This window comes from Thioalkalivibrio sp. AKL10 (genome assembly GCF_000381845.1).
In the GTDB taxonomy this organism is placed as follows: Bacteria; Pseudomonadota; Gammaproteobacteria; order Ectothiorhodospirales; family Ectothiorhodospiraceae; genus Thioalkalivibrio; species Thioalkalivibrio versutus.
The window spans coordinates 738,951-752,407 of the sequence record NZ_KB907142.1 but is presented as its reverse complement, the minus strand read 5'-3'; the positions used below and the strand labels follow the sequence as shown (position 1 = coordinate 752,407).

Here is a 13,457-nt window from a genome sequence, read left to right as displayed (position 1 = left end):
CGGTGCGGGCTAGTATTCCCTTCCGGGTAGCGCGCGATTAGAAGCTGTAATGCATCCCGACCATGAACGCGTTGTTGCTGCCATCCCCGGTGCCGAACCCAATCGGGTCGGTACCGGTGTCACGCGCTTTGAATTCGGGCACCGCGCCGGTGGATTCTTCTTCGTAGTAGTACTCGGCGAACAAGGTCAGACCATCCATCCAGTTGAAGGCATAGCCCAAGTGGTAAATGTTTTCGCCGTAGTTGTCCACGTTCGCGTAGGTCCCGTGGAATGTGTGTTGACCCATTCTGTATGCCGCGTAGATGTTGGCAGCGACATCACCGTCAACGGCATTGTTATCACTTTCGATGTACTCGACCTTCGCAGCGAGGGATAGCGGGCCCATCGAGTGCATCGCGGATAAACCCCAGATCCGCTGGTTATTTTCGCCGTTTAGATCGTCCACACCGATCGAAAGGGTCGTGTCATCTACCGCGTAGGAACCGGTCAGCTGGTAGCGGTCATCGCCATCGGCGCCGGAGTTAGCGCTGTACGCGCCGGCGAACGAAAAGCCGTCAAAATCCGGCGAGTAGTACATCACGCTGTCGCTTTCGCGGAAGGTGGTGTAGGTCGCGAACCCACTCTGGTAGGAGTAGAACATGTCCACCGGGAAGGCGATCGCGTTGTAATAGGGCATCCAGTCGCGACCGTACGCGACGGTCCCGAATGCCCCGTCCAGCCCGATCTTGCCGATACGAATATCTTCGTCTTCACCATTGAACGGATCCTGAATCTTGCCATTGGCCAGATCGATCGGGACTTCCAGCTGCGCGAAGGCATTCACGCCTTCGTTGATTTCGTAGTTGGCGTTGAAGCCCATGCGCGAATAGGCGTCCCGGAATCCGTCATAGCTGTCGAAGCCTTCCGGGTCGGCGGCTTCGTACTGCAGGCGTAGGGAGCCATAGAAATCAAACTCCACGCCGCCTGCGCCTTCTTGCTGCGCGAAAGCGGCATGCGGGCCCAGGAACAGGGCCAGGGCAACGGCACCGGAAAGGGGTGCCAGGGTCCAGCTCATCGTCTTCTTCATTGCGATCCTCTCTGGTCGGGCGGTTCGGGTGTCGCCAGAGGCCATCCTGGGCGGACACGGAATGCGCGTCTGTGCGTCTTGATCGTAGCCGGCAACGTTTATAAGCAGTTTCTAATTCGTTGTAAACAAGATACGCGAGCTCGGCGCACTGTGGTGTGACCACCACACCCGCCCCCGTGTTCCTCCTTGTGGCCCCGAGGGTTCGGGGCCCTTCGGTCGTGCGTCTCGCACCCGGCGGGGAGGCGGGTTTCTCGCCGGGGCAGGCACCCCACCTCACTTGTTTAGAGCCCGTGGCGCGATTTCGCCAGTTCGACCTCGAGTTGCAATAAAACTATTTTTGTACAAAAATAAATAGACGAATGATTTATTGCGAGAAGTTTTCATGACCTCCACCCAAGCCGTGCACCAGGCACCCCAGGATGAATCCGGCACCCCTGCCGGTGCGCCGGCCGAGCCGGATGTGGCGCGGTCGGTGATCCGCCAGCTGCGCGTGATCATCCGCGCCCTGCAGGGGCATTCGCGGTCGGTGGAGCGCGCCTGTGGCATTAGCGCCTCGCAGCTGTGGGCGTTGTGGGAGTTGCAGCGCACGCCGGGACTGAACGTCAGCGACCTGTCGCGCCGGCTATCGGTGCATGCCTCCACCACGTCCAATCTTCTGGACAAGCTGGAACACCGGGGTCTGATCGAGCGCCGGCGCCCGGAAAAGGACCAGCGCATCGTCCGGCTCTACGTCACCGATGCCGGGCTGGAACTGCTGGAGAGGGCGCCGGCCGCCCCGCAGGGCGAACTGAACCGCGCCCTGCAGTCGTTGCCGAAGGGACGTCTCGTGGAGCTGGACCAGGGCCTGGACCTGCTGGTCGAGGCGATGAACACCACCGAGCCCAAGGCCGGTCTGCAGCCGTTCGACGGCAAGTCCTGAACCGTCCGACGCGGAGGCCCTGATGCGATTGTTTCGCGTGCTGCTGCCGTTTCTTCTCTGCCTTCCACTGGCGGCGGGTGCGCAGCCCACGTTTGATGCGCCACCCGAGCGCTCAACGGATGGCGGCTTCACCCTGGCGTGGGAGGCAGATGCACCCGTGGTACTGGAGCAGGCCTCGGGTCCCGACCACGCGGATGCGCGCATCCTCTATCAGGGCGGCGATACCAGCACGGTCATCAGCGGCCTGCCCGATGGTGACTACCGGTTTCGCCTGCGCGCCGCGGATGCCGATCCGGACACCTGGGCCGATCAAGCCATGGTGTCGGTGGAGCATCACAGCCTGGCCCGAGCCTTCGGTTTTTTTGCCGTGGGCGCGGTCGTCTTTCTGGTCCTGATCGGGGCCATCCTGCGCGGGCGTCCGCGCAGCTGATTCACTTGGTCCAGCCCTGCCGATCCGTGTCGAGCTAACGTTCTCGCGTGATCCGGGGTGGGCCCGCTTTCGGAGGTATCCATGACGGATCTCAAGATCAACATGCAGCGCCTGCAGCAGGACATCAACGATCTCGCGCAGATCGGCCGCGATGCCGACCGGGGCCTGCATCGTCGCGCGTTCAGCGACGGCGACCGCGCCGGGCGCGAGTGGTTTCGCGGGCGCCTCGAGGCCGCCGGCCTGGATGTCTGGCAGGACGGTGCCGCTAACCTGCACGGGCGCCTCGACTACGACGGCAAGCGGCCCGTAGTGGCCATGGGCTCGCACCTGGATACCGTGCCCGGTGGGGGTCCGCTGGACGGGGCGCTGGGCGTGCTGATCGGGCTGGAGGTGCTGCGCACCGCCAAGGAGAACGCGGTCGACCTCGCGTACCCGCTCGAGGTGATCGACTTCACCGACGAGGAGGGCCGTTTCGGCGGCATGTTCGGCTCGCAGGCAATGGCCGGCAAGCTCACCCCGGAGAGCATCAGCCATGCGCGGGATCTCGAAGGCGTGACCCTGGTCGAGGCCATGGCCAACTGGGGGCTGAACGCCGACGACGCGCTGGCCGCGCGGCGCGATCCGCACAGCCTGCATGCCTTCATCGAGACCCACATCGAGCAGGGCCCGGTGCTGGATCGGCGCGGCCTCAGTGTCGGGGTGGTCGAGGCGATCACCGGCTTGTTCAAGTGGGAGGTGCGCCTGAAGGGCCAGCCCAACCACGCTGGCACCACGCCGATGGACATGCGTATCGATCCCTTCCAGGGCCTGGCGGAGTTCGGCGGCGAGATCAATCGCCTGATCGAGGAGCACGGCAGTCCGAACTCGCGCGCCACCATCGGCCGCGTGGAGCTGGCACCGGGGGCGGCGAATACCGTGCCGGGCATGGCGACCTTCTCCTTCGAGGTGCGCGACACCGACGAGAAGGTCCTGACCGCGCTGGCCCATGCGGCCCGGCGCACCCTGTCCAGTCTGGCGCGCCGACGCGACCTGATGTTCGAGTTCGACGTCCTCTCCGAGATCGATCCGGTGCGCTGTGACCCCGGCGTCGTGCAGACCATCGAGGCGCAGGCCGAACGCATGGGGCTGGAGTACATCACCATGCCCAGCGGTGCAGCCCACGATACCCAGAGCATGAGCCGCATCACCCGCACCGGCATGATCTTCGTGCCGAGCCTGCAGGGGCGTAGCCATTCCGCCGCGGAATGGACAAACTGGGAAGACATCGAGACCGGCGCCAATCTGACCCTGCAAAGTGCCCTGGCGTTGGCCGCTCGGCAATAAATCGCGACGAGAGGAAGCGCCCGGAATGGCCGAACACGACAACGTCACCCAGTTGACCGACTACGACTCCCTGGATCCGCTGCGCGAGCAGTACCAGGAGAGTCTGATCACCACGCCGGTGCTGCGCCAGGAGTTGCGGGAGCACCATGTCGCCCTGCTGTGCATCGACTTGCAGTATCTGGATGCCGCGCGCGGCCACGGCGTGTTCGCGAACTCCGCCGACTCTGGCGTGCCGCTGGAGGCCCAGGAGTATTACTTCAATCGCCTGGAACAGACGGTGCTGCCCAATGTGCGCCGCCTGCAGGATGCCTTCCGCGAAGAGGGGCTGGAGGTGATCCATACCCGCATCCGCTCGCTGACGCATGATGGCCGCGACCGCAGCCCGGGCCACAAGCGCCTGAACCTGCATGCGGCCCCCGGCTCCAAGGATGCCGAGTTCGTCGAGCAGGTGGCCCCGGTCGGGGACGAGATCGTGCTGGACAAGACCGCCAGCGGGGTCTTCAACTCCACCAACCTCCACTACATCCTGCGCAACCTGAACATCAGCGCACTGTTCATCGTGGGCGTGTATTCCAACGAGTGCGTATCCACCGCTGTGCGGGATGCCTGTGACCTGGGCTTTTATGTCACCCTGATGGACGACGCCACGGCCACGGTGACGCCGGAGATGCAGAAGGCCACGCTCACGACCATCAAGGACCGCTACGCCCGCGTGATGACCACCGACGAGGCGATCCGCGAGATCAAGAAGGTGCAGGAGGCTTCGTGACCGGTCTCGACGACCCGATCCTCCCGACCTCCATCGCCTGGGGGCTGCTGGCGGCGTTCAGCGTCCTCTGGGTGGTGCTGGGCTGGTGGCTGGGTCGTCGCAACAAGACCGCCGAGGATCACATGCTGGCGGGGCGCAACGTTGGCCTGGCGCTGGCCACCGCCACCGCGATGGCCACCTGGGTCACCGCCAACACCACGATGACGGCCCCGCAGCTGGCGCTGCAACTGGGCGTCTGGGGCATGCTCGGCTACTCGCTGGGTGCGCTGGGCCTGATCCTGTTCGCGCCGCTGGCGCGGCGCATCCGCGAACTGATGCCCGAGGGCTTTACCTCCGGCGACTTCATCCGGCTGCGCTACGGCAAATTCACCTGGCGGGTGTTCCTGGTGGTGTCACTGATCTACGCCTTCGGCTGGCTGGTCTCGATGGCGATGGCTGGCGGGGTGCTGATCAACGCCCTGGCCGGCATCGACTACCGCGTGGGCATGACCGTGATTTTGACCGTCTGCGTGCTCTACACCCTGCTGGGCGGCCTGCGCGCGGTGATCGGGACCGACTTCATCCAGACCGTCATCATCATCGCCGGCGCGGCGTTCATCGCCTGGCTGACCATCGACAAGGTCGGGTTCGAGGCGATCCACTTCAACCTGATGGAAGAGCGCCCGGAGCTGCTGAACCTGCTGTTCCCGGCCGCGATCATGTTCCTGTTCAACAATCTGCTGTTTGGCGTCGGCGAGATCTTCCACTCCAATGTCTGGTGGTCGCGCGCCTTCGCCTTCGGCCGCAACGTGGGCTTCCGGGCCTACCTCTTTGGCGGCCTGCTGTGGCTGCCCATCCCGATCGTGGCCGGCTTCATCGCCCTCGCCACGCCAGCGCTGGGCCTCAACGTGCCCGCCGCGGACATGGTCGGGCCGCTGGTGGCCGCCGAGGTGCTGGGCCTGACCGGGGCGATCGTGGTGTTCATCGTGGTCTTCGCCGCGCTCGCCTCCAGTCTCGACTCGCTGCTGGCGGCCACCTCGGACCTGGTGACCCGGGACATTTACCGCGGCCACATCCGCCCGCAGGCCAGCGAACAGCACCAGTTCCACGCGACCAAGGTGATCGTGGTGCTCCTGGGCCTCGTGACATGGCTGGCGGCCAGTTACCGCGGCGAGCTGCCGATCGTCGGCTCGCTGGCCGAGCTTCTATACTTCACCGGCGCCTTCGTGGCCTCCGCGATCTGGCCGATCGTTGCCGGGCTGTACTGGCAGCGGGCGAACCCGCAAGGCGCGGCCTGGTCGATGATACTGGGGTCGGGCATTGGCCTGGCCAGCTACTTCCTGATTGGATTCTATGTGGCCGCGCTGGTCGGGGCCGCTGTCTCGCTGGCCGTGATGGTGCTGAGCACCTGGTTGATGCCGCGGCCATTCGACTGGGGCCGCCTGGCCCGTCCGGACGGCGAGGTGGTCGCATGACGATCTCCATTACAGCCCTGTCCGTGATCGTGATCATCGCCACACTGGTGGCGAGCCTGACCCCGATCCTGCTGATTGCCCTGTTTATCCGCGACTGGAAAAAAGGATGCCTCTGGTGAATTACACCGAAGATCCCCTGCACGTGCTCCACCCGAAAGACGGCGCCGCCGGTACCGACCGGCCGAAGGCGTTGCTGGCGGCGGTGGAGGAAGACCCGGACCCGCTTCTCAAGCTGGCGGCCTCGCATGTGGTCTCCAGCCAGCAGTTCTCGCGCGACGAGCTGCTGCAGCTGTTCCGCCTGGCGGCGCAGTACGAGACCACGCCGGCGCTGATGCACCTGCCGCTGGCGGGCAAGATCCTGATCAGCGCGTTCTACGAGCCGTCCACGCGCACGCGGCTGTCGTTCGAGAGTGCCTGGCACCGCCTGGGTGGCTCGGTCATGTCGATTACCGATCCCAAGAGCACCGGTATTGCCAAGGGCGAATCGCTGGCGGACATCGCGGAGATGTTCAACAACTACGGCGATGTGCTGGTCCTGCGCTCCTCCGACGGCGAGGCCGCGCACAACATGCTGGAGAACCTGCGCATCCCGCTGGTGAACGCCGGCAACGGGATCGACGAACACCCGACCCAGGCGCTGGCGGACGTCTACGCCCTGGCCAAGTGGCGCCCGGAGCTGTTCACCGGCGAGGTGGCCCCGGAGCAGCGCATCAAGGTCGGCATCATCGGGGTGCCCTCGCGCATGCGCACGGTGCGCTCCCTGCTGCGCTTGTTGAGCCTGTTCCCGCAGGCGATCGACGAGATCGTGCTCGTCTCGCGCGAGGACGAGAATTTCGATCCGGGTCAGCGCGAGGAACTGGAAGAGGCCGGGATCTCGCTACGCGTGGTGCACGACCTGGACCCGGCGCTGCCGGATCTGGATGTCGTGTACATCAACGCGATCGCCTGGGTGGGTGACACCTTCGAGGCGATGGGCGAGGGGCTGAAGCTGGATCGCCACTCCCCGCTGAAGGAGGGCGCGGTGGTCCTGCATCCGCTGGCGCGAGGTGAAGAGCTGTCCACCGACCTCGATGCCACCCCGCACAACTGGTATTTCGCCCAGGCCCGCGGGGCCGTATTCGTGCGCATGGCGCTGCTGACCACGGTGGTACGCCGCATCAGCGCGGTGATGGATACCCCGGACGGCTGACGCCGCCTTTTAGTTGAACCGCGAGCGGCGTGGCGCGCCGGGCCTTCCCGGCCCGCGCCCCGCTCGCCCCGAACGGATAACCAAGGAGACATGCCATGTGTGGCATCGCAGGAATCTTTCACGCCGACCCGACCCGCAAGGTCGACCCGCAAACGCTGGTCAACATGGCCGCGATCCAGTATCACCGCGGCCCCGACGGCTTCGGTTACCGCACCCAGGATGACCGCGGTGTGGGCTTTTCCCATGCGCGTCTGTCGATTATCGACCTGGACGAGAACCGCGGCCGTCAGCCGTTCTGCATGGACAACGGCGAGATCATGACCGCGGTCAACGGCGAGCTGTACGACTACAAGCGCATCCGCACCGATCTCACCTCGCGCGGGGTGAAGTTCCGCACCAAGAGCGACTCCGAGATGGTCATGCACCTGTACCAGCGCGAAGGGCTGGAGGACGCGGTCAAGCATTTCCGTGGCGAGTTCGCGATCTCGCTGTACGACCGCAAGCACGACCGGCTGATCCTGATCCGCGACCGCTTCGGCATCAAGCCGCTGTACTTCACCGAGGCCAACGGCAGCTTCGTGTTTGGCTCCGAGCTGAAGGTGCTGTTCGCCAACCCCGATGTGCCGCGCCAGTTTTCCGATGACGGCCTCTACCACCAGCTGATGCAGACCATGGTGCCCGGCACCACCGCCTTCGAAGGCATCCAGCAGGTGAAGCCCGGCCACATGGTGATCGTCGAGCGCGCCCACGGGAAGTTGAAGATCCGCCAGGAGAAGTACTGGGACATGGACTTCCCGCTGGCCTCCGAGCGCCCGCCCGAGAGCGAGACCGACGAGGAGTACTGGATCGAGGGCGTGCGCGACCAGCTCATGGAGGCGGTGCAGTTGCGCCTGGAGGCCGACGTGCCGGTCGCCTGTTACCTCTCCGGCGGGATCGACTCCTGCATCACCCTGGGGCTGGCCTCGGCCAGCCAGCAGGCGCCGGTCAAGGCCTTCACCATCGGCTTCGACAACGACGACTATGACGAGACCGCGATCGCCCGCGAGATGGCCGAGAGCGTGGGTGCTGACCAGGACATCATGACCCTGGACGCCAACCACCTCTACGACAACTTCGAAGAGGCCCTCTGGCACGCCGAGCGCACCATCTACAACACCCTGGGTGTCGCCAAGTTGCTGATGAGCCGCCACGTGAACAAGGCCGGCTACAAGGTCGTCGTCACCGGCGAGGGTTCGGATGAGCTGTTCGGCGGCTATCCGGCCTTCCGCCGCGACATGTTCCTGCACGGCCTGGATACCCTGCCGGAGGCCGACCGCCAGGCCTGGCAGCAGATGCTGAACGAGTCCAACGAGCTGGTCTCCGGTGCGATGCTGGCCGAGGACGAGGTCAACGACCCCGACTTCACGCAGATGATGGGCTTCACCCCGTCCTGCCTGCAGCCGTGGCTGGCCGCGGCCGACCACGTGCCGGGCCTGCTGCACCCGAAGCGCCGCGAGCGCATGCAGGACTACAAGCCGGGCAAGGCGATCGCCAACGCCCTGGACGACGACATGCTGGAAGGCCGGCATCCGCTGGACAAGGCTCAGTACGTCTGGATCAAGACCATGCTGGAGGGCCAGATCCTGACCTGGGGCGGCGACCGCATGGACATGGCCAATTCGATGGAGGCGCGTCCGCCGTTCCTCGATCACCACCTGGCCGAGTTCGCCGCCCACCTGCCGCCGACCATGCGCATCAAGGGCAAGACCGAGAAGTACGTGCTGCGCGAATCGATGAAGGGACTGCTTCCGAAGGTGCTCTACGAGCGCGAGAAGTTCGCCTTCATGGCGCCGCCCGCGCATACCGATCCGGTCAAGTGGGCGGCGATGAAGGCCCTGGCCGATCGCTATCTGTCCCCGGAGAAGGTCGCCGAGGCCGGGTTGCTGGACCCGGAGGGCGTGCGTCAGGTGTTCGAGCTGCACGAGTCCGAGGACACGCCGGCCGCCACCCAGGTTCAGCTGGACGCGGTGATCAACCACATGATCGGGGTCCAGGTGCTGCACGACAAGTTCGTCGCCACCGACATCCCGGCGCTGGCGCGGCAAAAGGCCGAGGAGTTCGGCTGGCACGCCTGATCACGGGTGCAAGCCTCGAGTGACCCAGAAGGCCCCGCGGACCAGGATCCGCGGGGCCTTTTTCGTTCTAGCCAACAGCGCCGGTCGGGGGCTCGACGGGGGTGAGCGCCCTCATCCGTTGCCGGCCGCGCACGGATCGCGCGCGACCGGCACAAAAAAGCCGCCCGCGGCCAGGGGCCGGGGGCGGCTGATGGCTTCGCGGCCCTGAAGGGCCGGAAGCGGCTGCCTTACAGGCTGTAGTACATGTCGAACTCGATCGGATGGGTGGTCATGCGCATCTGCGTGACGTCTTCCATCTTCAGGTCGATGTAGGCATCGATCATGTCGTCGGTGAACACGCCACCCTGGGTCAGGTATTCGCGATCCTGGTTCAGGGCTTCCAGCGCCTGGTCCAGCGAATGGCAGACCTGCGGAATGCCCTTCTCTTCTTCCGGCGGCAGGTCGTAGAGGTTCTTGTCCATCGCGTCGCCCGGGTGGATCTTGTTCTGGATGCCGTCCAGGCCGGCCATCAGCATCGCCGCGAAGGCGAGATACGGGTTGGCGGTGGAGTCCGGGAAGCGCAGCTCGACGCGACGGCCCTTCGGGTTCATGACGAACGGGATACGCAGCGAGGCGGAGCGGTTGCGGGCGGAGTAGGCCAGCATGACCGGTGCCTCGAAGCCCGGCACCAGACGCTTGTAGCTGTTGGTGGACGGGTTGGTGAAGGCATTCAGCGAGCGGGCGTGCTTGATGATCCCGCCGATGTAGTACAGCGCGGTCTCGGACAGGCCGCCGTACAGGTCACCGGAGAACAGGTTCTTGCCGTCCTTGGACAGCGACTGGTGCACGTGCATGCCGGAGCCGTTGTCACCGACGATGGGCTTGGGCATGAAGGTCGCGGTCTTGCCGTGGACGTGGGCCACGTTCTGGATCACGTACTTCAGGATCTGCACCTCGTCGGCCTTCTGCGTCAGGGTCGCGGGACCCACGCCAATCTCGCACTGGCCGGCGGTCGCCACCTCGTGGTGGTGCACCTCGGTCTCGAGGCCCATCTCGGTCATCACTTCGCACATGGTGGAGCGGATGTCGTGCAGGCTGTCGACCGGCGGGACCGGGAAGTAGCCGCCCTTCACGCCCGGGCGGTGACCGATGTTGCCGTCCTCGTAGACGCGCTCGGAGTTCCAGGAGGCCTCCTGGGAATCCACGCGGCAGTAGGAGCCGGACAGGGTGCTGCCCCACTTCACGTCGTCAAAGATGAAGAACTCGTTCTCCGGGCCGAACAGCGCGGTGTCGGCGATGCCGGTGCTCTGCAGGTAGGCCTCGGCGCGGCGCGCCAGGGAGCGCGGGCAGCGGTCGTAGCCCTGCATGGTGGCCGGTTCGACCACGTCGCAGCGGATGTTCATGGTCATGTCTTCGAAAAACGGATCGAGGACCGCGGACTCGGCGTCCGGCATCAGGATCATGTCGGACTCGTTGATTCCCTTCCAGCCGGCGATCGACGAGCCGTCGAACATCTTGCCTTCCTCGAAGGTCTCTTCGTCGATGTCGTGGGCCGGCACGGTCACATGCTGTTCCTTGCCCTTGGAGTCGGTAAAACGGAAGTCGATGAAGCGAACTTCCTTTTCCTTGATCTGGTTCAGCACGTCGGCTGCGGACATGGGGATCTCCTTGGTCTTTACTTGAGTCTTCAAAGGTGGCCGGCCGGCCCGTCGGGCGCTTGCGCGGCGTCGCGGTTCATTATGCAGGCATCATGCCATCCGGTCCTGTTTGGCCCGGGCGCGCGAAAAACGGGCACCCGGGGCGCCCCGCCGCATCCTGGATGCACCAATCTGGTGCCTTGTCTGCACAACTTTCGTGCGCATCGTGGTGGCCCGCACCTAATGAGTGCAGGGTCGATAGAGTAGCGTGACCTCGCCCAGCATGTCGCCTACCCCGGGATGGCGGTGCAGTCGGTCGGCCAGGGCCTGGGTGCGGGCCTCGAGGTCTGCCGGCGCGGCTGCCCCGTCAAGGCGCAGGGTCAGCGTCACGTGTACCCGACCGCCGAGATAATGCAGCGACAGGTGCTCCACCGCATCCAGCTCCGGGGCGTCCGCCCAGGCCTCGCGCAGCGCCTCCACCAGCGTCGGGCGCAGCGGCAGCATGGAACTCCGGGCCTGTTCCGCGTCGTTTTCCGGGTCCACGTGCACGGTGATGTCGTTCACCCGGTCATGTGCATCGGTCACCGCGTGGAACACCGCATCGGCGATCCGATGGCCCTCGGAGACCGAGATCATCGGCGCGACCTGGATATGCACGTCCACGACGACTTCGCTGCCGTGGCGGCGGGTGCGCAGCATGTGCGCATCCTTCACCCCGGGCACATCCATGATCGTGCGGTGGATGCGCTCGACCTTCTCCGGCTCCAGTGCCGTGTCGATCAGCTCCGCCGCGCTGCGCACGATCAGCCGCCCGGCGATATGCAGGATGAACAGCGCGACGATTAGCGCTGCCAGGGCATCCGCCCACGGGAACCCGGCCACCGCAGCGGCCACCCCGGCCAGCACGAACAGCGACGAGATCGCATCCGTGCGGTGATGCCAGGCGTTGGCATCCAGCATCCGCGACTTCAGGCGCTTTGCCACCCGGTGGGTGTACTGATACAGGCCTTCCTTGGCCACCAGGGTCAGCAGGGCAAAGGCGATCGCCATGTTTGCGGGGCCGGTCATGGCCTCGGGCTCGACCAGGCGGTTGCCGGCAGCCCAGGCAATCGCCAGACCTGCGAGCGCCAGAAAGACCCCGACGATCACCGTGGCCAGGGTCTCGATCCGCGCGTGACCGTAGGGGTGTTCCTGATCGGGGGAGGCGGCGGCCTTGCTTGCCGCGAACAGCACCACCCCGTCGGTGATCAGGTCCGACAGGGTATGCACGCCGTCCGCCACCAGGGCCTGCGAGTTCAGCAGCCAGCCACTGACGAGCTGCGCCACGGCGAGGAAGCTGTTCACGGCCGCGCCCACCAACGTGACCCGGCGGGTATCACGATAGCGCTGGCCGCTCTCCGGCGTGACCGAAGGTCCGGAATTGGCGAGGGGGTCGCTCAGGGCCACTCTCCCGAACAGAATCAGGGCCCCAGTATGGGCGCGCTTTGGCTGCATGCAAAACGCCCGCGCCAACGCGAGCGGTGGCCGTGGCCGAAGCCGGGCCGATATACTGTCGGCTTTGCCCTGACCCGGGATCCCGCATGTCGCAAGAACGCACCCCGCCCAGCAGTCCGACCTTCCAGGACCTGATCCGCCGCCTGCAGGACTACTGGAACGATCATGGCTGCGTGGTCCTGCAGCCCTACGACATGGAGATGGGCGCGGGGACTTTCCATCCGGCGACCTTCCTGCGCTCCATCGGGCCGGAGCCGTGGCGCGCGGCCTATGTGCAGCCGAGCCGCCGCCCGACCGACGGGCGCTACGGCGACAACCCCAACCGTCTGCAGCACTACTACCAGTTCCAGGTCCTGCTGAAACCCTCGCCGCCGGACATCCAGGCACTCTACCTGGGCTCGCTGGAGGCGCTCGGGTTCGACACCCTGACCCACGATGTGCGCTTCGTCGAGGACAACTGGGAATCCCCGACGCTGGGCGCCTGGGGGCTGGGCTGGGAGGTCTGGCTCAACGGCATGGAGGTGACCCAGTTCACCTACTTCCAGCAGGTGGGCGGGCTCGACTGCCACCCGGTCTCCGGCGAGATCACCTACGGCCTCGAGCGCCTGGCGATGTACTTGCAGGGTGTGGAGAGCGTCTACGACCTGGTCTGGACCAACGGCCCGGACGGCCGCGCGATCACCTACGGCGACGTCTACCACCAGAACGAGGTGGAGCAGTCCACCTACAACTTCGAGCATGCCGACCGCGACGCCCTGTTCGCCGCTTTCGACCAGCACGCGACCGAGAGCGATCGCATGATCGAGCTGGGCCTGCCCCTGCCGGCCTACGAGCAGATGCTGCGCGCCTCGCACAGCTTCAATCTGCTGGATGCGCGCGGCGCGATCTCGGTCACCGAGCGCCAGCGCTATATCTTGCGCGTGCGCGAGCTGTCGCGGAACGTCGCCCGGAAATACTACGAGTCGCGCGAGGCCCTGGGCTTCCCGCTGTGTGCCGAAGACGACGCGAACAAGCCCGACGCCGCCTGAATCCCGCAATCCCGCGCCGGCCGGCCCCCTGGGTCGCGCGGCGCGTACTGGACCC

12 protein-coding genes are annotated in these 13,457 nt (G+C 65.7%); 9 read left to right on the top strand and 3 right to left on the bottom strand.

From position 1 onward, the window contains the following. Positions 1-37: 37 nt before the first annotated feature. Positions 38-1,066 (bottom strand): porin, encoded by a 1,029-nt coding sequence (locus G333_RS0103590; RefSeq protein WP_018951607.1) that lies wholly within the window; start codon positions 1,064-1,066, stop codon positions 38-40. 382 nt (positions 1,067-1,448) lie between these two features. On the opposite strand from G333_RS0103590, the gene G333_RS0103585 reads away from it, so the two are divergent. The 8 genes from G333_RS0103585 to asnB all read left to right on the top strand — a co-directional run bounded on the left by G333_RS0103585 (position 1,449) and on the right by asnB (position 9,264). Next, positions 1,449-1,985: a MarR family winged helix-turn-helix transcriptional regulator gene (locus G333_RS0103585; protein WP_018168765.1), complete on the top strand. Its 537-nt coding sequence runs from the start codon at positions 1,449-1,451 to the stop codon at positions 1,983-1,985. A gap of 22 nt (positions 1,986-2,007) precedes the next feature. Continuing rightward, positions 2,008-2,415 (top strand): hypothetical protein, encoded by a 408-nt coding sequence (locus tag G333_RS0103580; protein ID WP_019627692.1) that lies wholly within the window; start codon positions 2,008-2,010, stop codon positions 2,413-2,415. A gap of 81 nt (positions 2,416-2,496) precedes the next feature. Beyond that, positions 2,497-3,738 (top strand): Zn-dependent hydrolase, encoded by a 1,242-nt coding sequence (locus G333_RS0103575; protein ID WP_018144912.1) that lies wholly within the window; start codon positions 2,497-2,499, stop codon positions 3,736-3,738. 25 nt (positions 3,739-3,763) lie between these two features. Beyond that, positions 3,764-4,507, top strand: a complete 744-nt coding sequence (locus G333_RS0103570; RefSeq protein WP_018144911.1) for a cysteine hydrolase family protein — start codon at positions 3,764-3,766, stop codon at positions 4,505-4,507. Then, on the top strand, positions 4,504-5,961 hold the full coding sequence (locus tag G333_RS0103565; RefSeq protein WP_018144910.1) for a sodium:solute symporter family protein: 1,458 nt from the start codon (positions 4,504-4,506) through the stop codon (positions 5,959-5,961). The genes G333_RS0103570 and G333_RS0103565 overlap by 4 nt, the downstream gene beginning before the upstream one ends. Beyond that, the gene (locus G333_RS15310) at positions 5,958-6,080 is read left to right on the top strand and encodes a hypothetical protein (protein ID WP_018168760.1); all 123 of its coding nucleotides are present in this window, start codon (positions 5,958-5,960) and stop codon (positions 6,078-6,080) included. The genes G333_RS0103565 and G333_RS15310 overlap by 4 nt, the downstream gene beginning before the upstream one ends. Then, positions 6,068-7,150: an aspartate carbamoyltransferase gene (locus G333_RS0103555; protein WP_018144908.1), complete on the top strand. Its 1,083-nt coding sequence runs from the start codon at positions 6,068-6,070 to the stop codon at positions 7,148-7,150. The genes G333_RS15310 and G333_RS0103555 overlap by 13 nt, the downstream gene beginning before the upstream one ends. Before the next feature lie 95 nt (positions 7,151-7,245). Next, positions 7,246-9,264: an asparagine synthase (glutamine-hydrolyzing) gene (gene asnB / locus G333_RS0103550; protein ID WP_019627691.1), complete on the top strand. Its 2,019-nt coding sequence runs from the start codon at positions 7,246-7,248 to the stop codon at positions 9,262-9,264. A gap of 227 nt (positions 9,265-9,491) precedes the next feature. Here asnB and glnA read toward each other — a convergent pair whose 3' ends face one another. Next, the gene (gene glnA, locus G333_RS0103545) at positions 9,492-10,901 is read right to left on the bottom strand and encodes a glutamate--ammonia ligase (protein WP_018175903.1); all 1,410 of its coding nucleotides are present in this window, start codon (positions 10,899-10,901) and stop codon (positions 9,492-9,494) included. Between the two features lie 219 nt (positions 10,902-11,120). Next, positions 11,121-12,374, bottom strand: a complete 1,254-nt coding sequence (locus G333_RS0103540; RefSeq protein ID WP_026287974.1) for a cation diffusion facilitator family transporter — start codon at positions 12,372-12,374, stop codon at positions 11,121-11,123. Between the two features lie 86 nt (positions 12,375-12,460). Between G333_RS0103540 and glyQ the strand changes: the two genes are divergently transcribed. Next, complete coding sequence (gene glyQ, locus G333_RS0103535) at positions 12,461-13,402, top strand: glycine--tRNA ligase subunit alpha (RefSeq protein ID WP_018175901.1); 942 nt, start codon at positions 12,461-12,463, stop codon at positions 13,400-13,402. Positions 13,403-13,457 lie beyond the last annotated feature (55 nt).